Consider the following 19,360-nt stretch of genomic DNA (forward strand, 5'->3'; position numbering starts at 1 on the left):
TTTTAATCCTGCATCTCCACATACCGAACACCACCATGACTGGTTATTTCACCATCTTTCCATTTCCTCAAGACCTGCTTGTCGTCCTCTCTAACAGGGCCAACGATCACTCCACCATCTTCAACAAAGTTAAGGGCTTCGTTAAAGTTTTCTGTGGCGCAGGAAAATAGGATCCTGTCAAACTTTCCATCGACAGAACTAAAACCGTTTCCATGTCTTATCTCAACATTTTCTGGTATCTTAGGCCGTGAAGCCTCGGTCAGTTCTTTATTGATTTCTACGCCAATTACTCTATCTGTTAATTGTCCTAAAATCGCTGCCTGATATCCTGAACCAGAACCTATCTCCAGAACTTTATGACTGCTCTCTAAATCCAGTAGTTCTGTTACTTCTGCTACGATATGCGGTGCTGAGATTGTCTCGCCATTAAGAGGCAGAGGTTTATCCGAGTAGGCATCTTCTATAAAACTCTCCGGCACGAAATCTGCCCTATCAACTTTCCTGAAAGCTTGTTCCACTTTCTCAGATCTTATTCTGTCTTGCCTGATCAGGTAGTCTACTAGTTCGTCGTTCGAATTGGGCTTCCTCTGCATCACTCAAATAATGAGTCTCCAGCCTCTAAAACATCAGTACGGTTAAGTTCAGGAAACTCTTCCAATTCGTATTCTTCCAAAAGTTCGTGACCTATAGCTGTTTTCAACTGCCAGGAAAGGTTTTCTGGCTGCTCTGATATCTGTTCTGAAATATCTGTCTTTTTCTCTGCCCATTCTTCCTGTAAATCTTCTATCTCTACTCCTTTTTGATCTGAAATCTTCTCTATAACCATTAAGCCTGTGATGGAGGCTAAAACCTGCTGCCAGACAAAGTTAACTTCTGAGTTCTCGTAGAACCATGTCTGACCATAAATGTCCGCTGTTAGATCTTCAAGGTTTTCTTTCCAGCTGTCAACTTCGGTGTTAAAGAATATTTCTGCTGTGCTGGGGCTTAGGGCTGTTCCAGATACTCCGAATCCTTCAACCGCATCCAAACCTGTATGACCAAGAGAAAATTCTAAATCTTCATCTTTCTCCAACACATATTTGCAGCCTTCCAAGGTTTTCTCGACTGCTTGTCTAGCTTCCCGTAACTCGTGTTCTTCCGGCTTGATTGAGTAGTTCATGGATATGCTGTTTTTTCAAGTAATTTATTCGACGAGGGTTCAGTATTCTCTTTCTTCCAGTTTTTCTTCATCTATGATATCTCTTACTTCTTCAATTATCTCTCCTGAAAAGACTACCCTGCCTTCGTGGTCACCCAGGAAGATCCATGAGAGATCTTTTGGGAAGATATAGAAAGTTATGAGGTCATCTCTTACCTCCAGAATTTCTTCTGGTTTTATTTCCGCAGCCTTGGAATCGTATTTTTCCTCGAATGTTTGCTGAAAGCTGGGAACATACTGTCCGCCGCTGAAAGCCACCATGAAAAGTTTCTCATCTCGTTCCTTCAGAAGTTCTGTAAACTTCTTTAATCTCTCATCGTTCTCCTTCTGCTCTCTCCAGGGAGTAGCTAAATAGCTGCCTATATTAACAGGCTCCCAGTTGTCATCAACATCGCCAGGAATACCGAACTCTTCCTTTATTCTTTCTCTAAACCTTTCATCTTCTTTTTCGGATAGGATTCTCATTGTTGATTTTCTCTTCCATTGAATTTCTCTTTTAGTAAGGGTATCAGTTCTTTTGCGATTTTGAGGATTTTTTCTGCTTCTTTTCTCTTTATGTCTTCTCCACGGTATTTTGAGTCGTTTCTGAGTTTGCGGAACTTGTTTAATTTGTTTGTGGTGCCGTAGGGAATTTCTAGGTTTTCGAATCCGTAGATTATTGATGCTTCATGGCTGTGTGGTTTGTAGCCGTCGAGAACTAGGAAGGCGTCTAGAGCTTCTCGAACTGCTTCATAACTATCTTCCAGAATGAGGTCGGCGTTTTCTTCCGTGATATTTCTTCCTTTAACATATCTAAGCCTTTTTTCTGCTTTCTGAATTAAGCTTCTGGCCTGAGAAGGATTGGGCTTCGTCTCTCTGACTTTTCCTTCTTCAATAAATTTCTCAAACTCTTTCATTTTAAATCAGTTCTGCGAATCCTTTTAGTGTCTTGCCGTTGGCAAGGCTGTTTCTGAAGTTTTTGTCGGAATCTTTAGGATTTTCTATAAACTGTAACTCTATTTTTCTCTCTAAATCTTTCTCAAACTCTTTCAAGTTTACTTCTTTTTCTCTTCCGTTGATTATAGCTATGTCTATGTCTGAGTCTTTCCTGTCATTTCCTTGCTCGTAGGATCCGAATAAGATTATTGCTTCCGGTCTCAGCTCTTTATCTAGGTTTTCCACTATGCCTGATTCCTTGATCTCTCCTAGGTTGTAGACTTCTTTCAACTCTTGGAAGTTCTCCCCGGTCGTTATTTTGTTCGAAGCTTTCTCTTCCTTAATTTCCAAGAACTTCTTGTCTGAGAGCAGGTCTATATTTTTTGATATCCATGCCGGCGAGATATCTGTCCTTCGCGATAGCTCTCTTGCAGATATTTCTAGTTCTGGATCTTGAAAAAACTGTCGCAGGATTTTCTGATGCCGGGTGTTTAACTCAGCAAACATGTGTTTATAATTTTAAACAAGTGTTTATAAAACTAAACGCTTCTAATCTTTCCACTTAATACTGCAGCCCTGACTCGGCTTCTGATCTTTTGGAGGTTCCCGTCTCTTCAGCATATCTTCGATTACCTTTTTCATCTCTCGGTTCTCTACTTCCTGGTCAGGACCCATCTTATCGTTTAATCGGCCTTGATAGTATAATCTATGTCTCCAGTCCAGTAGGAAGGGATCTGGTGTGCATTTCGCTCCATACTGTTCTGCGATTTCCTGTTCTGGGTCTGTCAGGTAGTAGAAGTGCGGGGATTCCAGATCATTCTCTTCAATAAATTCCCCCATTTTCTCGACTGAGTCGTCTGGATGTGTCTCGCTGTTAGGATTTATTCCGACTATAGCTATTGAAGAGAACTCGTCATTCAGTTCTCTCAGTTCTTCTGTCTGAGCTTTGACATAGGGGCAGTGGTTGCACATGAATACGACGAGGACGCCGTCATAGTTGTCCAGATCGCTTAATTCGACTTTTTCTCCATCATGGTTTTCGAGTTTGAATTCGGGTGCGTAGTCTCCTTGTGAAAGCTCTGAATCTGATTTTTTTAGGCTCATTCTTCTTTACCTTCTAACCATTCGATCAGTGTTTTTCTTTCTTTGTTTTGTTTTTCTTCTTCGATAATTTCTGCATAGTCTGGGTCTTCAAGTGCTTTGATATCATCTTTTACTTCTTGGATGCTTCCCTTTAACATGGTGCTGTAGTCTATACTTTTCTCTTCTTTTTTCGACTGTTCTTTCTCTATTTTGTGTCCGCAGCTTGAGCAGTAGGTGCTGGATGATGAGACTTCTTCTCCGCAGTCTTGACAGTATTCTGTATCTCCGTTTTCCACCATTTCTACTTTCTGGACTTCGTTCTTGTCTCGGTGTTTGGCTTCCGTTATCTGGTTTTTAGCGTTTTTCGGGTTAGGGATGGCGCCGAACTCTATTACTTGTCCTGAAGCGGTTTTCACATTTACATCGCCGATGTTAAGCATTCTGTATCCGAGAGGTTGATCTATCGAAGTCTCCGTGATTAAGTCGAAAGTTGCCTCCGTTGTATCCCGGCTTAGGAACTTGAACTCTCTGATAACTCGCTCGTTTGTTATAAAGTATTTATGTCCTTTTCTGTGTATTTCTGCGATAATCCAGACGATTACTCCGATCAACATGAGTGGAAGTAAAATCAATCCAAGAAGATACCAGCCAAGATATTTCCATGGGCTCGGTGTGAAATGTTTTTTGACAGACTCTCCTTCGTGAAGTCCTCCTTCAGGCTCCATAACGCATCACAATGCAGGGGAAAGTTAAAAGCTCTCCGACTCCCAGAAATTTAAACCAGAAAATGTAATACATCGTAATATGAAAGATATGGATGACTCCGCGATCACACGGAATGGAAACTCTTTGATACTGGCCTATGACCACGGAACAGAACACGGTCCGGTTGACTTCGAGCCGATGCCGAAAAGTGCTGACCCGCGGCATGTCTTTGAAGTTTCTCAGCACGATGCAGTGACTGCTTTAGCTCTTCAGAAAGGAAATGCAGAATACTACAGAAACTGGCAGGAAAATACAGGAAACGAAGGAGCACCACTTCTACTTAAAATAAACGGAAACTCCAGCCTTCCAAAACGAGAAGATTACTATAGTCCAAAACAATGCAGTGTACAGTACGCTGTAGAAGAACTGGACGCTGATGCAATCGGGTACACGATGTACGCGGGAAGCATTCATGAAGACGAAATGTGGAAAGATTTCAGGGAAGTACAGGAAGAAGCAAGAAAATATGATGTTCCTGTAGTTATGTGGAGCTATCCAAGAGGAAAAGGAATAGAAGAAAACCCTGACTACTCAGGTCAGAAAGATCCAGAAGTAGTAGCTTACGGAGCTAGGTTAGGACTGGAGTTAGGTGCTGACATGGTAAAATGCAAGTATCCAGGGAATCAGGAAGACTGGGAGAGACTTGAAAGCCAGGTAGCAGAATTAAAAACTGTTATGAGCGGCGGATCTAAGAGAAGTGACAGAGCATTCCTCCAAGATGTACATGACACTATTGAAGTGAGTGGGAACGGTTTAGCAGTAGGTAGAAACATCTTCCAGCGTGAAGAGCCGGGAGAACTGCTTGATAAGCTGGAAAAAGTAATTTTCGAAGGAAAGACCGTCGACGAAGCAATGTGATTCCAAGTGGATAAACAAGAAGTAGTCGACGAGGTCTTCCATTCTGTAGCTGAGGTAGCGCCTCACATATCCTCAGGTCTACTCAAGAGGAGAGAGTATGTAGGTGAGGAAAATCCCAGTGATGAGAAGCAGTTAGAGGCTGATGTCTGGGCCAATGAATTCCTCAAGGAGGAAATCACCTCACTTGAGGGTGTAGGCGAGTTCGCATCTGAGGAAGAGCACGAAGTAACGGATTGTGGAGAGGGACTATCTGTAACTGTCGATCCTCTGGATGGCTCTTCAAACATTCCGACGAATAATATTGTCGGCACTATCGTTGGTATCTATGATGAAGAACTTCCTTGCAGAGGTAAAAATATTGTAGCGGCTTTTTATGTTGTATATGGCCCATTAACAAGTTTTACGATTGCCAGAGATGGGCAAGTTGATGAGTATGTGCTGGAAGAATCTAAAGGTGATGGTGTAGAACTGCACAAAGCTAGTGAAGATATTCAGATCCCTGAGCCATATGTCTACGGCTTTGGAGGCAACAAGCACTGGGGCAGTGATTTTGAACGCTTGAAGGAGGATATTTCTGATGATTTGAAGCTTCGTTACGGCGGTGCGATGGTAGGAGATGTCAATCAAGTGCTTCACCAGGGAGGAGTATTTGGATATCCTGCTCGTGAAGACGCCGAAAACGGCAAACTCAGGCTTCTCTTCGAAGCAAATCCTATGGCTTACATTTTCGAAACAGCAGGAGGCAAGTCTAGTGATGGTGATAAATCAATCCTCAGAGTCAAGGCTGAAGAACTACATCAGAGAACTCCAGTATTTGTAGGGTCGGAGGAATCGGTTAGGAAAGTTAACGAAAGAGGTCTGTCTCTGCACTGAAAAAATTTACTTTTCCTATATTTCTTGAGATGTTCGGCACGAAAACTGTCTTTGAAAGCCTTGAGGAAGAGAAGGTTGACGAATTTGTTTTCAAATTTTACTCTGTGTTGGAGGAAAGCCAAGAAAGAAGTTTGGCTGCAAGCACCTTATTCTATTCAAAAATACAGGAAGATCTACTAGAATATGCGGAAGAAGGAGCTGTAGATTTAAATGATTTAGAAGAAATAGAGAGCTCCCGATTCGGCACAGCAGACTATATAAGCTGGGATGCGGCAGAGGCCTTTGATGAAGCAGTAAGAGAGGCCTATGAAGAACTAGGAATTGGATATGAAGGCTAATCATACCAGTCAGTGATATCTTCCCGGTCGAAGATATTATCTTGACCAACCTGTTTCTTCAGCTTCTTAGCAGTTTTCTTGCCGATCAACTTCTTCAACTTCTCAAAATTAACTTCACGGATCTGAGACTGTGTTTCAATACCGTGGTCGTGGAGTTTCCGCGCTCTCACACGGCCAATCTGATCGTACTGAACTAAATCTAACAGTTCATCCTTTATTCCGTGTTCCATTCTGACGCGCAATTTTTCAATGTCTTTCTCTACTCCCGAAAAATTCTCTGAATTCTGGTTTTCAGAAGAACTCTCTGAGTTCTTCGTTTCCTTCATCCTAACCAGTTCCTTGGCTCCGTACAACAACCAGTCCGCATTCTGCATCTTTGCCCTGATACCTCCAGGTGCGGTTCCGAACTCGTTCATTATCCTCTCTTCATCCATCTCCTGCACCCAGCTCTGCATCATCATCGCAGTCTTCATTGACTCCAGGTAAGATTCGTATCCCGCCTCCCACTCATTCGGCACGGAATCCAAGAGATAAATCTCGGCGTCCTGCAAGGCATTCTGATAATCACTCCACTCCTTATCCTTCACTCGTAATCTTGGAGCCATCTCAGAAGTCCTGGAAAGCATAAAAAGGTATGAGATTGCTCTTGTCTCAGTTCCCTCAGCCTTCCCTAACGATTTAACCATGTAATGTGCGGAATCAGGGTCAATATAAAGATCAGATACCTTCTTCCCGATCTTCGTCGCCTTCATTTCATCTTCTCTGATGAAATCATAGTCCCTCAATGAATCGACTACATCCCGGATCTTCTCCGCTACCTTCTGCATATCTCCGAACTGATGAGCATAGAAAGTCTTCTGATAAAACTCCAATAATCCTTCCATTGAGGTACAGAAATTGGAGGCCACTAAAGCCAGTGTATGCATTCTGAGAACTGGCTCGACATTTAACTTCGACTGAATTCTTTCAGGTTCTCCCAGAACAAATCTCTCCTTGATTTCATCCACGCTGCCAGAATTCTTCGCCACGGAAATAGCCTCCCCTCTGTCATCATACTTTGGGCGTCCAGCTCGTCCTGTCATCTGTTCATATTCCAGTACAGGAATCCAGTTCATGCCGTTACCATCGTAACGCTTCAAGTCTCGAATTATAACTCGGAAAGCAGGCAGATTTACTCCGGCAGCGAGTGTTGGCGTGGCAGAGACTGATTTAATCAGGTCTTTCTTGAATGCCTGCTCGATTAGCTGGCGTTGCTGTGTCACGAGACCTGCGTGGTGGAATGCAGCTCCTTTCTCTACATTTTCCGCTAGACGCTTACACTGAGATGTGGGGGAGCCCAGTACATTGAGTATTCTGTCTGCGTATTCTTCTAGTTTCTGTTTCTCTTCTCTATCTATCTTTTCTTCGGTTATTTTTGCGGCTCGATCTGAGCTTTTTTCTGCGCCTTTCCGTGATGAGCAGAACACTATGGCTTGTTTGTCCATCTGGAAAGTGTCTTCCAGCAGGTTTGGTGCTGGCTGGCCATGTTTGTCGTCTACGAAGTATTTTTCTCCTTCAGAACTGTTGTTTTGTTTGGCTTCTTTTCCTGTCTGCCATCCGCTTAACTCTTTGGAGTCTTCTTCCTCTGAGTCGTCTATTTCTTCGTCTCCTGAGTAGTACTCTATCTCGTTACCTTGGTATATTCCATGACGCAGCTCTACCGGGCGGTAGTCTGATTCTACTAGTTCTGCGTCCAGCCATTCAGCTAGCTCGCCTGAGTTTGATATGGTGGCAGATAAACCGAGTAACTGGAACTCTAGCAGGTCTCTGAGTCTTGTCAAGGTTACTTCGAGCGTAGGACCGCGGTTTTTGGAGGTTAAAAGGTGTATTTCGTCGATTACTACCAGTCCGATGTCGTGAATCCAGCTTGGATTATGCCGCAGCATTGAGTCCAGCTTTTCGGAGGTCACGATGACTATATCTGCGTTCTCCAGATATTCTCCTGCATCGTCTAGATCACCGACTGAGATCTTCACATTCAGGTCTTCGTATCTTTCGGAGAAGTCTTCGTATTTTTCTGAGGCTAAAGCCTTCAAAGGAACTACATAGACTGCTGTCTTGTTTTCCTTGACTGCTTTCTCGACCATTGCTAGTTCTGCGATAAATGTCTTTCCTGAAGCGGTCGGAGAAGCCACAATCATATCCTCTCCGTCCAGAAGTCCGGATTTGACGGCTTTCTCCTGTGGAGGGTTCAGTTCGGTGATGCCGGTGTCAATATAGTCTCGCTTGATTCTCTCCGGCAGATCCAGGTTTTCGGTCTTCACATTGTGAAAGTGGTGGTAGAATTCTTTTGATTCGAATGGTCAGTTAGAAGAGTATTCTGCGAAATCAAATTCTCTGTGTTCTTCCCTCTCTACTTCTTTCCAGTTCTCCTCTGAAAACTCTGGGAAGTAAGTATCTCCTTTGTACTCCTCATGGATTTCCGTTAAAATCATTTTGTCGGCTTCGCTCATTGTCTGCCTGTAGATTCCTGCTCCACCTATTATGAATATTTTCTCGCTCTCGGCTTTTTCCCATGCTTCATCGAGACTGTTCGCTAACTTTACACTCTCATTTTTTGGTGAGAAATCTGACCTTGTCAGGACTATGTTCTCGCGGTCCGGCAAGGGTGTGAAGCTGTCTGGAAGTGATTCGAATGTCTTCCTGCCCATGACGACCGTGTGCCCTGTGGTCTTCTCCTTGAAATGCTGTAAGTCTTTGGGAATATGCCATGGTATCTCTCCGTCTTTCCCGATTACATCATTTTCTGCTACTGCTGCTATGATTATCTTCTTCATAGTTTCACTTCGTATCCTTCAATGGAACTTCCCTCTAAATACTCATCTATTTTAAGTACATCTATTATCCCTGCAGCGGAGGCTATGGTGGCGTTAGAGTCGTCACGAATATAGTTTATCAACTCTTTGTGACTAATGTAATCTTCTTCGTAACTGTCAAGGAACTCTCTAACATCCTCCAGGCTGTCAGAGTGAGCATTTCTAAATCTCTTTAACTTTATATCGTTTTCAAATCCCATTTTTACCAGTTTACTCCGCTACCGCGAACTTGATTCCGGGATGCGGGTTGTAATCCTTCAGCTTGAAGTCATCGTATTCCAGTTCGTCTACACCTTTGTCTGCGATCTCCATTTCTGGTCTTTCTCTTATGTCTCTGGAAATCTGTTTCAGAAGGCCTGGCACATGGTCGTAGGGTTCTTCCTGTTCTGGTGCGTTTTTCTGGATCCAGTCTTTGATTTCTAGGTAGTCTTCGTTAGTTTCTGCTTCCCTCATCTTCGATTTGAGTTCTTTCAAGTTCTCACGGTACCATTCTCCTCTCTCGCCTTTTCCACAGTAGATATGAGAGTCAACAATGGTGTGTGAGAAGCTTCCGGATTCAAAGCCTGTCTGCTGTGCAATTACCTTGGTGATCAGAGAGTAGCATGCGATGTTGAATGGTATTCCGAGTGCTGTGTCTCCTGATCGCTGTGTTAAGTGTGTGTTTAGTTTTCCGTTCTGTACATTCATTACAAAGGTGAAGTGGCATGGTGGCAGTCCTGAGACATCTGCGTTCGAAGGATGCCAGGCGTTGATAACCAGTCTTCTTGAGTTTGGACTTCTATCTGGGTTATCTCCATTCAATGTATCTATGGCGTACTTTATCTGATCGAAAACCAGTCTTCCATCCTCTTCCTCCGTTACCCACTTACAGTCAGTATCAGCCCATGTTTCGCCAGGTAATTGTGAGTCTTCGTCTGGTACAGGATATCTTCTCCAAAATCGACCGTACGCTGTATCAAGTTTTCCTTCTTCATCGGCCCAGGCGTCCCAGATCTTGGTTTCCTCCCTCAAGTTCCTGATATGTTCTTCTCCCGAGAAGTACCATAAAAGCTCGTGAATCAGAGAATTCCATCTATAACCTGATAAGTCCTTAGTAGTTAGTAGAGGAAATCCTTCCTGTAAATCAATCTTGTAGCTCTGGGAGAAAGTCGACAGAGTATCTACACCAGTCCTGTTCTCTCTGTAGTTTGCGTTCTCAAGAATATTCTTTACTAAGGTATGGTATTGTTTCAATGTGGAGCCCCTCTAACTTTGGTGAAGGGATGAAGCTCTTTACATCTTATTGTTAACTGGCTTTGAGATTATGTCTAGGTAACCTGTTTAAAATATTGTATGTGTGTTGGTGAGTTATAGGGTAATTTTTTTTGTCGGGTCAAGAAATTTTCGATCAAGAGGAACTTGAGGAGGTAGATAGAAGGTCTCGTTATCAGAACATTCCTGATTCCGGTTCTGATCTCTTAGGTCATGATTTGGACACTTATGTTCAAGGGAAGATCTTGGTTGATGATTCGGAAACTGGCGATGATTTTAATATAGACAAACATTTTGGAAACAATTCTGACTTTGAGAGTCTTGGTTTGGAGCCTGAAGGATGGGAGGGCGAACCTAGTCGCAGTGATATCCTGGATGCCTACCATGTTTTGAGAAGAAATCCTGTTGCTGAAGACCCATTTGAAATCTTGGAGGCGGGGGTTGAGCAGGCTCCACAGTTCGCAGGGCAAGTTATTTACCGTACGCTGAAAGTTGCAGAAGCAGCCAGAGAGTATGAAAGAATGAGAAACTCTCGGGCTCCAGATGAAGCAATTCGGGTAGGAGATGTGGTCTGGGCGTTTGACGAATTCTCAGGGATTGAAATGGATTATGGAGGCATTGAAGAAGATAAGGAAGTTGTAGGTAACGAAGCGATGCAGTTTATATCCAGTACCATGGTTCAGAATGCATACGAAAAAGGAGTTACAGGAGATACACAGGTCATGTTGGAAGAGACTGAAGATGGAAACATAGGTCTTATCTACGAAAGCGACTTGTCAAGTGTGGAAAACGAGAACGGAGATATTCAGGGACACGACATATTCAATTACACTCCCGATGCTGAAGAATATAATGGACTTGGATTGCCGGTCTCAGCATACATCACCGAGAAGTTCGGAGGAGACATAGAGTACAACGGGGATGAAGATACTTTCAGAATCGACTTCACCTTCCAAACTCCAGAATAATCAGAACTCTACTCCAGACTCTTCATACAACTCGAAGTTCTCAAGTAGTTCTGAAACCTTCTCCCGAACTTTAGTTCTAACACCTGAATCTCTAGGATTCTTCACAACTTTCCCAATCATCTCACCGATTTCTTCAAGTTCCTCCTCTTCCATCCCTCGCGTTGTCAATGCAGGAGTACCGATTCTAATTCCAGAAGTGACCATCGGAGGTTCGGGGTCGTAAGGGACTGCGTTCTTGTTAACCACAATATTAGCCTCTTCAAGAGCACTTTCAGCTTCTTTGCCGGTAACATCTTCTTCTCTGAGGTCAACTAGAACAAGGTGGTTGTCTGTGCCCCCCGAAACCAGTTCCAAGTCATGTTTTCGTAATCCTTCAGCTAACGCTTTGGTATTTTTCTTGATCTGTTTTGCATAGTCTTCGAACTCGGGTCTCATAGCCTCTTTGAAGCAGACTGCCTTACCGGCAATCTGATGCATCAACGGACCTCCCTGGCTGTAAGGGAAGACTGCTGAATCTACATCCTCAGCGTATTCATCTTTACAGAGGATCATTCCTCCACGGGCGCCACGGATTGATTTATGAGTCGTAGTAGTCACGATATCACACTGTGGGAAAGGATTTGGGTGCTCTCCAGCAGCCACCAGGCCAGAGATATGCGCTATATCGCACATAAGCAACGCATCAACTTCATCAGCAACCTCTCTAAACATCTCGAAATCGATTTCTCGAGGGTAAGCAGAATAACCGCAGACAATCATATCTGGTTCATGCTCTTTAGCAGCTTGCAAGATATCTTCTTTCTCAAATCTCTCCGTCTCCTTGTTGATGCCGTATGTGGCGAAGTCGAATAGATCTCCGGAAAAATTTATTCCATGACCGTGCGTCAAGTGACCTCCATGAGAAAGCACTGGGCCTAGTATTTTGTCGCCAGCATCTAGTTGAGAGAAATAAGCTGCAAAATTCGCCTGAGAACCAGAGTGTGGCTGTACATTGGCATGATCTGCATCAAAAATTTCGCATGCTCGTTTCCGAGCTAAGTTCTCAACTTTATCGTGATATTCACAACCTGCATAGTATCTTTCCCCAGGGTAGCCCTCCGCGTACTTATTGGTCAAAACACTACCCTGTGCCTGCAGAATTTGTCGAGGTACAAAGTTTTCTGAGGCGATCATCTCCAGGGACTCGCTTTCCTGCCTCTCAACCTCATTCTTCAACGCTTTGTAAACCTCAGGATCAGCCTCAGAAAGATCACGATGTTCCATGATTAGGTGTGAGAAAGTTACTCATATTTGTCTTTCGACTCAGGTATAATCTGCCTTATCAGGAATCACATTTCTAACTCCTCCCTTAGGATTCTCAACATCTCCCTCGTATCTTGGGATAACATGGATATGAAGATGGTCGATTGTCTGACCTGCGGCTTCACCTTCATTTATTCCAACATTGAAGCCGTCTGGATTTTTCTTACTGTTTAAAGCATCGCTTATAAGTTTCTCTGATTTCTCTGGAGGTTTAAACTCTAGAATTTCCTGATAATTCTCTTCTATCTGTTCTTTACCGATAGATTTGCATTTTATAATCAAATCCTGTACTCTGCTGAATTCTTCCGTAGTTACATCATCTATTTTCTCCACATGCTGTCGGGGAACTATCAAAAAATGTCCAAAACTAGCTGGAAAAGGATCCAGAATAACTCTAAACTTGTCTGTCTCAGTAAATACAGCTTTCTCAGCTAGGCTGTCGAATTCACAGAATAGGCAACTACTCATACGGAAACTCAATGAAACCTAAACTAAATTAATTTTTTGATTTTGCAGGAGTTCTCTAAGGCCCTCCTGCATTAGCCTTGGAGGGTCTGCCTCCATTACTGTTGGAGTCTCCATTGCCATTTGATTTGTCGGAGTTGCTCGATCCAGAGTTACTAGATCTTCCAGAACTTTCTTCCGTATTTGAATTCTTTCCTACATCTACTTCAGCTTCCGCACTTCCTTCAGCACTGGTTTCCACATTCCCTGCTTTGGCTTCAGTTTCTGCTCCTGCTTCTGTATCTTGATTGGTGCGTCTCTGGTTGGGTTCTTGGTTTTTCTGTCTGTTTTGTCCTTCCTGTCTATTTTCTCTGTCTGGCATGTTTTCTTTCTCTCCGTTCTGGGATCCATTGGCTCCTGTTTCGCTCCTGTTCTGTGAGTTTTCAGGTCTTTGTTCTCTTTGAGATTCCTCTTGCCGATTTCCTCTCTCTGGTTTTTCTCCATTTCTCTTTTCTGACTTGTTCTGATTCTCTCCTGGATTTTCGGGTCTTGACTGGTTGTCTTCTCTTTCTTTTCTCTCCTTTTCGACGTTTCTCAATGTGTTTTGCAGTCCTTTTTTGGCTTGTTCTGGTGCGTCCTTTATGACTCTGTTGAGGGTTTCTTTGGCTTCTCTTGAGGCGTTTTCGCTGTTTCCTGCGGTATTTCTTAATTCTTTGACTGCTTTTTCCGCTGCCTTGTTGTCGCCTTTTTCTGCCATTGCTCTTGCTTCGTTTGCTCTTTCTTCCATCACGCTTTCTTTTGTTCTCAGCCCTACTGCTACTGAGGCTCTGTCGAATGCAAGGTCAAGTCCGTAAAATGGGGAGTTTGGGTTGAAGAATCCTGCCCTTGCTTTTCTTGCGGTGTCACTTGCCTGAGACGGTAAATCTGGTTTGGTCCCGTTTCTTGTCTGATTTTCTTCCTCAGTCTCGTTTTCTTCTGTTGGTACATCTGTGTTGAAGCTCTGTGTTCCTGTACTGCTTGTGTTGATTCCGTCTGTTACTTCTGCACTCCAGCTGTAAGTCGTGTTTAGGCTTAGGTTTGCTGCTGTATGTGTTATCTCTCCGTATCCTTCCTGCTGGCTTACTTCCTCTCCTTCTAGGTAGAATGTTGCGTTCAGCGTCTCGTTATCTTCATCAGTTGCATTTATTGAGAGTTCTGCCCCCGCTGATTCATTCAGCAGCTTAACCTGCGTTCTTAATGCTTCTGCCGTTGGCGCCTGATTTTCTGTCTGGTTCGTGGTCGCTACCTGTTGGTATGCTGCGTAAGCATCCAGTCTTCCAGCTCCTTGATCTTTTTCATCGAATCCAAGGTCTTCTGCAGTGTATGTTGTGATATTCTTTACTTCTGCAGGCGTCAAGTCTTTTTCAGCTAGAAGTAGTGCTGCTGTTCCTGCTACTTGAGGTGTTGCCATGCTTGTTCCTGAAAGTGTTTCGAATTGTGGGCTGTCTCCGTCGTTTTTTGTTAGTGAAGTGATGCTCTCTCCAGGTGCGACTAAATCTGGTTTGGTTCTTCCGTCTGCTGTTGGTCCTCTACTTGAGAAGTCTGAGATTTCTCCGTTGCTGCTTGAGCCTACTGTGATTGGTTTTTGTGCGCATCCTGGTGCTGTGATTGTTTCGCTGTCTGGGCCGTTGTTTCCTGCTGCGACTGTAACTGTTACTCCTTGTTCTACTGTATTGTCAACTGCTTCTGAGAGTGAGCTGGTTCCGTCGCACTGTTCTACTGCTGCTCCAAGGCTTAGGGTCGCTATGTCTAAATTTTTGTCTGCTGCCCATTCTAATCCTGCAATCACATCGGATGCACTTCCTGATCCTTCCTGATCTAGAACCTTAACGTCGAATAAGTCGGCTCCGTAAGCTACGCCTCTGTATTCTTCACTTGGTGAGGCTATTGTTCCTGCAACATGTGTTCCGTGTCCGTTTAAGTCGTCTGTTCCTTCTCCTGTGTAGTCAACCTGGTCTTCTATGTTGAGTATTGTGTTGTCTTCTATTCCTGTGTCGAGTACTGCTACGTCGACTCCTGCTCCTGTAGTATTCTGATTCCAAACCTCGTCTGCGTTGACTGTTGAAGTGCTTTCTGAGAGCCGTGTTTTTACGTTGTAGTCTGGCTGTATCTCTCTTACGAAGTCTCTGTTGGCAAGGTTTTCGGCTGCCACCTTCGGAATAGAAACTGCGACGCCGTCTATTATGTTGAAGTCGTGGCTTATGTTTCCGTTAGCGTTTTTTACTGCATTTCTGGCTCTTTCGTTTGCGTTAGGCTGTGTTAAAATTATTGCATCTATTTTCTCCGTGTCAGGTCTTTCTTCGAGCCTGTCCCCAAGTTCAGGTGAGATTTGTGCTGACGCTGTTGTTGCTGTTAGAAGTGCTGCGAACGCTAGAATAACGGCTTTTCGGTTCATGAATCGACTTATAACAAGTTTGTTGAAATAAGGTAAGGTTACTCGTCGATCAGCATCCTAATCACTAGCTGCAGGATTTCGACGAATACACCCATGTAGGCGATGTAGATTCCTATTCCGTTCATTAGTGTTCTGCCTGGTCTCTGTTTCATTCTCCAGATCTCGTAGACGAGGTAGACTATGAAGCCAATCAATACGAGGATGAATGTGAGCAAGAGTAGAGGTGGGAATGCGCTGCCGATTAGACCTGTTCCGAATGCGCCTAGGAAGAGATAGTTTGAGTATCTCCCCCATGTTCTGAAGTTTTTACCTGTGCCGTAGACGAGGAGTGCTGCAAGTAAGGCGATAAATGTAGTTATTATTGCTGTAAGTCCTAGTGCTAGTGGGAAAGCATTTGGCGGTATTAGGGAGAGTATTCCGCCTCCAAATATTCCATACGTTATTTCTAGAAGTCCTACGCCGCTTAGAGCTAGGCCTGTATTATCTGCTTTTATTCCTTTTCTGGCCAGGTACCTTCCAGCCATTAGTCCTGCGCCGAAGATAATCATTCCGACTATTGGAATTGAGAAGATGATATCTGTAAGATTTGAAAGTGGAGAAACTGCTACTGCAGCCATTATCAAAATATTTGCCAGTATAAGCCCTAAGCTGACTCCAATACTCTTCAGTTCTCCATCTCCTAACATATGATATCGAATTGTTCCGGAAGGTTAAAAACACTCTTCATCCGAAGTTCTTTCCGTGACTGAAAACAGCGATCCTGGAACATTCATAGTGATAGAAGGTCCTGATGCTTCTGGTAAAGAGACTCAGACAGGACTTCTTGTTGAATGGTTGAGAGAAAACGACTTTTCAGAAATTAGTTCTGAAGATGAGCAACAACTGATTGAAAAGATGCCAGGAAATTATCCGGATCCAAGTGCTGAGAAAATTGAGGATAGTATAGAAAACGGTGTTTGGAGGCTTTCATTCCCGACTTATAGCCAGACTCCGGGAGGTAGGCTAGTTGGCGCATATCTTGATGGAGGTTTCGGCGCCCGAGAAGATCTTGATATGGAAACAGTTGTTGATATTTATGCCTCTGATAGGAAGCAGTTCAAGGAGTTGATAGCAGAGTATTTATCTGAAGGCGGTATAATTGTCTGTGACAGGTATAGAGAAGCTAACCTGATTCACCAATTGGTAGGATTTGAGGGAGAAGAATGGAGAGAAAAACTAGAGTACATCAAGTCTATCGATGCTGATCTTCCGGATGCTGACAGAGTTTTCTATCTGGATATCGCGCCTGAAGAGGCTAAGAGGAGAATGGAGGGTAAAGACAAGGATATCCACGAACTTGATGACAGCTACATGAAAAAATCGAATTTGAATGGCGGTAAAGTCGCTGAACATGAGGGATGGAAAATTATTGATGGTGAAAGAGGCCCTGAAGAAGTCTTCAAAGAGATGAAGAAACTAGTAAAATCTCTGATCTAGAAAAATAGTTGGCAGGGCCGGGATTTGAACCCGGGTCCGTACAGCCCCACTGTACGATTATAGTCCACTAAACCACCCCGCCAAACGAAGATTCGTTTGAGCGATCAAGCTGCACAAGGCAGCTTACAAATTGAAGTTAAGCAAGCTAATTTTATTCTTTAATATCAGATTTTCCTGGAGGCAGAGCTCTGATGATGTAGTCTAGGTCGAGCTCTTTGTCAAGTCTTCCCTGTATTTTCTTGGCTATCTCCGATTTCTTGGTGTGACCTGGTTTCAGGGTTACATAGCTTTCGCAGTTCTCATCTATCGCTGATTCGGGTCCGCACATCGGTACTTTGACTTCGTCTATTTCGTGTACGCCGATGCTTGCTTCGACTGATACATTTCTCATGTAGGTTCTCTCGCCTCGGATGACGAATGCTCCTTTCGCCAGGTACTCTCCTGACTCAGGGTTTTCAGTCACTTGTTCGGGATCTACATAGTATACATCGTCTGCGCCTATGCCGGCTTTCCATGTCTTTGCGAATGTGACAGCGGCCTTCGCAGCCTCTTCACGCGTCGCGTCCCCACAATCCTGTCCTTCTTTGACTACGACACTGGGTGCGCCGTCAAAGTCAGCGTGGAAGTACAGATCATTTGACTCCATATGTTTCTTGACCAACATATCATTGGTATTGGAGTCTCTTCCAGCCAGAATCAGGTATCCTTCCGAACTGTGGAACCAGCGGTATTTCTCAAACCATTTCTTCTCCCTCTTCTCAGTCTTATCCTCCATCACTTCCTCTAACTCGATGCTCTCAGCATTTAACTCTTCAAGCTGCTTCTCTGTCTCTTCCTTAGCCTTCTTCGCGTTTTCTATCTTGGACTCGGATTCCTTGGCTTTGTCGTAATAGTTGGATGCAATGGCTTCCAGGTCTTCTCCAAGCGTCAGCTTGATATTCTTTCCATCTACTTCAGCAGTAACGAATCTCTCCTGCTCGTTGAATCCTTTGACTTTCTCCGTTAGTTCATCCTCTGATTCCTCAAATTTCTCTCTCACTTCACTCCATTCATGTTTTTTAACGCCTTCTTCCACTGCTTTCTGAATTTCATGCAGTGTTCCGTAGTTCTCATATATTATTTCCGCTTTCTCACGGTTTTCCTCAGCAGATCTTTTCAGTCCTTCAATTTTTCTTTCCTGCTGTTGGAGCTGCCTTTCAATACCTTCTTTCTTTTCTTCATAGGCTTCTCTCTTCTTTCTTTCCTCTTCTTTCTTTTCTCTGCGGTAGAAGTATTCGTCCAGTGCTTCTGAGAACTGGTCGAACCATTCTTTCTCCATTTCCTCGTATGTCTCCAGTGGGAATGGCGCTGCTCTCTGAGGCATGTTGTCTTCGCTGTAGAGGATCGGGCTTCTCTCGTTTATGATTAAGTTTTCTGCTTCAATCCGTATTCTTTCTTTTTCATCGTCTGTGAGTTCTTCTATTTTTGTGGTCTTTTCGATTCCGGTTCTCATGCAGATTTCTTCTGCGTATTTACCCCCTAGACTTAGATCGGAGGCGAGGCGTCTGACGATTTCTCCATCATCTAGAACTTCGAATATATCGTCTGTCTCCCGGGGATCGGTGGTTGGTTCAGGGTAGACATATTCTTCGCCGACTTCTATGGTTCTGTCAGCCCATTCTTCCTGTCTCAGTGCTCCGATTATTTTTCCTTCTTTTACCAGGATAAAATTGCCTTTACCGAATATTTCGCAGACTAGTTTGACATCTCCGCTCTGGAGCTCCAGTATCCGGTCGAATCCTCTCTGATTTATCTTATCGACTTTGCCAAGATGTTTTCTGAGTTCCATGCAGAATCCTGGGGGCTTCATAGGGTTGTCTCGCTTGTATTTGGATAGGAACGCGTGGCTGGTGCCGACTATCAGTCTTTCCTTTCCGTCTCCAGGAATGTATATTTCGATTGTCAGTTCTTGACCTCTCTGGTATACTTTCTGTACATGTCCGTCCTCCAGTTCCTTGAAGTCTTCCATCAGGATTGAGAGGTCAAGACTGGTTAGTTCCATAATTCAAATTTAGAATGTGAATTACAAAAAGCAATTATTTTTCTATCTCGATTTCGTCCTCAAAGTTTTCTTTGAATTCGTCTACCTCTTCGATGTTGAAGTAGTCCAGGAAGAAGTCTGTGACGTCTAGGATTGCTGTTCTGCCGTCTTTTTCTTTGTCGACGAATCCTCTGGAGACAAGTTCTTTGACGTGTTGGTAGGCTCTGTTGCCTCTTATTTCTATGATGTTGGCTTGTTCTACTGGCGCGTTGTATGCGATCAGTGAGAGTGTTCTTATTTCTCCGGAGTTTAGGTCTTGGTGTGGTGCGAGGTGGCTTACTTCGTCGATGTGGTCTTTTTTGACTTTCATTTCGTATCCTTCGTCTGTGTGGATTATTTCTAGGCCTCTGTGTTCTTCTTCGAGCATTTCTTCGAATTCTTGGATTAGCATGTCGACATAGCCGATGCTTCCGAGGTTCATGATGTCTGCTATTTCTTTTCTTGTTACTGGTTCTTCTGCTAGGTAAAGTGCTGCTTCGAGTTTGGCCTTTTTTTCTTCCATTTGAGGGTGCCTCGGTGT

22 protein-coding genes and 1 tRNA gene are annotated in these 19,360 nt (G+C 43.8%); 5 read left to right on the forward strand and 18 right to left on the reverse strand.

The window, feature by feature from the left end; genetic code table 11:
• Window positions 1-2 precede the first annotated feature (2 nt).
• Genes LC1Nh_RS00715 through LC1Nh_RS00745 form a run of 7 tightly spaced genes read right to left on the reverse strand, consistent with a single transcriptional unit; the run spans window position 3 to window position 3,921 of the window.
• The gene (locus LC1Nh_RS00715) at window positions 3-593 is read right to left on the reverse strand and encodes a protein-L-isoaspartate O-methyltransferase family protein (RefSeq protein ID WP_153549788.1); all 591 of its coding nucleotides are present in this window, start codon (window positions 591-593) and stop codon (window positions 3-5) included.
• Entirely contained in the window at window positions 593-1,159 is a 567-nt protein-coding gene (locus LC1Nh_RS00720) for a hypothetical protein (RefSeq protein ID WP_153549789.1), read from the reverse strand. The genes LC1Nh_RS00715 and LC1Nh_RS00720 overlap by 1 nt, the downstream gene beginning before the upstream one ends.
• Before the next feature lie 39 nt (window positions 1,160-1,198).
• The gene (locus tag LC1Nh_RS00725) at window positions 1,199-1,663 is read right to left on the reverse strand and encodes a hypothetical protein (protein ID WP_153549790.1); all 465 of its coding nucleotides are present in this window, start codon (window positions 1,661-1,663) and stop codon (window positions 1,199-1,201) included.
• Window positions 1,660-2,094 (reverse strand): HEPN domain-containing protein, encoded by a 435-nt coding sequence (locus LC1Nh_RS00730; RefSeq protein ID WP_153549791.1) that lies wholly within the window; start codon window positions 2,092-2,094, stop codon window positions 1,660-1,662. The genes LC1Nh_RS00725 and LC1Nh_RS00730 overlap by 4 nt, the downstream gene beginning before the upstream one ends.
• Before the next feature lies 1 nt (window position 2,095).
• Window positions 2,096-2,620: a nucleotidyltransferase domain-containing protein gene (locus tag LC1Nh_RS00735; RefSeq protein ID WP_153549792.1), complete on the reverse strand. Its 525-nt coding sequence runs from the start codon at window positions 2,618-2,620 to the stop codon at window positions 2,096-2,098.
• A gap of 42 nt (window positions 2,621-2,662) precedes the next feature.
• Window positions 2,663-3,217: a thioredoxin family protein gene (locus tag LC1Nh_RS00740; RefSeq protein WP_153549793.1), complete on the reverse strand. Its 555-nt coding sequence runs from the start codon at window positions 3,215-3,217 to the stop codon at window positions 2,663-2,665.
• Entirely contained in the window at window positions 3,214-3,921 is a 708-nt protein-coding gene (locus LC1Nh_RS00745; protein ID WP_153549794.1) for a PH domain-containing protein, read from the reverse strand. The genes LC1Nh_RS00740 and LC1Nh_RS00745 overlap by 4 nt, the downstream gene beginning before the upstream one ends.
• A 79-nt stretch (window positions 3,922-4,000) precedes the next feature.
• Here LC1Nh_RS00745 and LC1Nh_RS00750 point away from each other — a divergent pair, with 79 nt between their 5' ends.
• From LC1Nh_RS00750 to LC1Nh_RS00760, 3 genes are read left to right on the forward strand one after another with little or no spacing between them, the layout of a single operon-like run.
• Window positions 4,001-4,819 carry a class I fructose-bisphosphate aldolase gene (locus LC1Nh_RS00750; RefSeq protein WP_153549795.1) on the forward strand — a complete coding sequence of 273 codons (819 nt, stop codon included), beginning with the start codon at window positions 4,001-4,003 and terminating at the stop codon, window positions 4,817-4,819.
• Window positions 4,820-4,825: 6 nt separating this feature from the next.
• The gene (locus LC1Nh_RS00755) at window positions 4,826-5,692 is read left to right on the forward strand and encodes a class 1 fructose-bisphosphatase (RefSeq protein WP_153549796.1); all 867 of its coding nucleotides are present in this window, start codon (window positions 4,826-4,828) and stop codon (window positions 5,690-5,692) included.
• A gap of 29 nt (window positions 5,693-5,721) precedes the next feature.
• On the forward strand, window positions 5,722-6,030 hold the full coding sequence (locus tag LC1Nh_RS00760) for a hypothetical protein (protein WP_153549797.1): 309 nt from the start codon (window positions 5,722-5,724) through the stop codon (window positions 6,028-6,030).
• Here LC1Nh_RS00760 and LC1Nh_RS00765 read toward each other — a convergent pair.
• Genes LC1Nh_RS00765 through thyA form a run of 4 tightly spaced genes read right to left on the reverse strand, consistent with a single transcriptional unit; the run spans window position 6,027 to window position 10,118 of the window.
• On the reverse strand, window positions 6,027-8,333 hold the full coding sequence (locus tag LC1Nh_RS00765; protein WP_153549798.1) for a DEAD/DEAH box helicase: 2,307 nt from the start codon (window positions 8,331-8,333) through the stop codon (window positions 6,027-6,029). The two genes, LC1Nh_RS00760 and LC1Nh_RS00765, sit on opposite strands and share 4 nt — an antisense overlap.
• Window positions 8,334-8,372: 39 nt before the next feature.
• Window positions 8,373-8,846, reverse strand: a complete 474-nt coding sequence (locus tag LC1Nh_RS00770) for a dihydrofolate reductase (protein ID WP_153549799.1) — start codon at window positions 8,844-8,846, stop codon at window positions 8,373-8,375.
• Entirely contained in the window at window positions 8,843-9,085 is a 243-nt protein-coding gene (locus LC1Nh_RS00775) for a hypothetical protein (protein ID WP_153549800.1), read from the reverse strand. Before LC1Nh_RS00775 ends, LC1Nh_RS00770 begins: the two co-directional genes overlap by 4 nt.
• 10 nt (window positions 9,086-9,095) lie before the next feature.
• A complete protein-coding gene (thyA, locus tag LC1Nh_RS00780; protein WP_153549801.1) occupies window positions 9,096-10,118 on the reverse strand; it encodes a thymidylate synthase in 1,023 nt (340 codons plus the stop codon).
• A gap of 131 nt (window positions 10,119-10,249) precedes the next feature.
• Here thyA and LC1Nh_RS00785 point away from each other — a divergent pair, with 131 nt between their 5' ends.
• Entirely contained in the window at window positions 10,250-11,104 is an 855-nt protein-coding gene (locus tag LC1Nh_RS00785) for a hypothetical protein (RefSeq protein ID WP_153549802.1), read from the forward strand.
• Here the strand turns inward: LC1Nh_RS00785 and glyA are convergent, their stop codons facing one another.
• The 4 genes from glyA to LC1Nh_RS00805 are packed head-to-tail and all read right to left on the reverse strand — an operon-like array spanning window position 11,105 to window position 15,970.
• Window positions 11,105-12,367, reverse strand: coding sequence for a serine hydroxymethyltransferase (gene glyA / locus LC1Nh_RS00790; RefSeq protein WP_153549803.1), 1,263 nt, complete (start codon window positions 12,365-12,367; stop codon window positions 11,105-11,107).
• A 39-nt stretch (window positions 12,368-12,406) separates the two neighbouring features.
• A complete protein-coding gene (locus LC1Nh_RS00795; protein WP_153549804.1) occupies window positions 12,407-12,874 on the reverse strand; it encodes an HIT family protein in 468 nt (155 codons plus the stop codon).
• Window positions 12,875-12,929: 55 nt separating this feature from the next.
• Window positions 12,930-15,284, reverse strand: a complete 2,355-nt coding sequence (locus LC1Nh_RS00800; RefSeq protein ID WP_153549805.1) for a S8 family serine peptidase — start codon at window positions 15,282-15,284, stop codon at window positions 12,930-12,932.
• A 38-nt stretch (window positions 15,285-15,322) separates the two neighbouring features.
• Window positions 15,323-15,970: a hypothetical protein gene (locus tag LC1Nh_RS00805; protein ID WP_153549806.1), complete on the reverse strand. Its 648-nt coding sequence runs from the start codon at window positions 15,968-15,970 to the stop codon at window positions 15,323-15,325.
• Between the two features lie 55 nt (window positions 15,971-16,025).
• Here LC1Nh_RS00805 and LC1Nh_RS00810 point away from each other — a divergent pair, with 55 nt between their 5' ends.
• Window positions 16,026-16,760, forward strand: coding sequence for a dTMP kinase (locus LC1Nh_RS00810; RefSeq protein ID WP_153549807.1), 735 nt, complete (start codon window positions 16,026-16,028; stop codon window positions 16,758-16,760).
• Between the two features lie 9 nt (window positions 16,761-16,769).
• Here the strand turns inward: LC1Nh_RS00810 and LC1Nh_RS00815 are convergent.
• The 3 genes from LC1Nh_RS00815 to scpB all read right to left on the reverse strand — a co-directional run bounded on the left by LC1Nh_RS00815 (window position 16,770) and on the right by scpB (window position 19,342).
• Window positions 16,770-16,842 (reverse strand) — tRNA-Pro (locus LC1Nh_RS00815).
• A 69-nt stretch (window positions 16,843-16,911) separates the two neighbouring features.
• Window positions 16,912-18,801 carry a ribosome rescue protein RqcH gene (rqcH, locus tag LC1Nh_RS00820; protein ID WP_153549808.1) on the reverse strand — a complete coding sequence of 630 codons (1,890 nt, stop codon included), beginning with the start codon at window positions 18,799-18,801 and terminating at the stop codon, window positions 16,912-16,914.
• Window positions 18,802-18,835: 34 nt separating this feature from the next.
• Window positions 18,836-19,342, reverse strand: a complete 507-nt coding sequence (scpB, locus tag LC1Nh_RS00825; RefSeq protein WP_153549809.1) for an SMC-Scp complex subunit ScpB — start codon at window positions 19,340-19,342, stop codon at window positions 18,836-18,838.
• Window positions 19,343-19,360 lie beyond the last annotated feature (18 nt).

The organism is Candidatus Nanohalobium constans, assembly GCF_009617975.1.
GTDB classification, from domain to species: domain Archaea; phylum Nanohalarchaeota; class Nanosalinia; order Nanosalinales; family Nanosalinaceae; genus Nanohalobium; species Nanohalobium constans.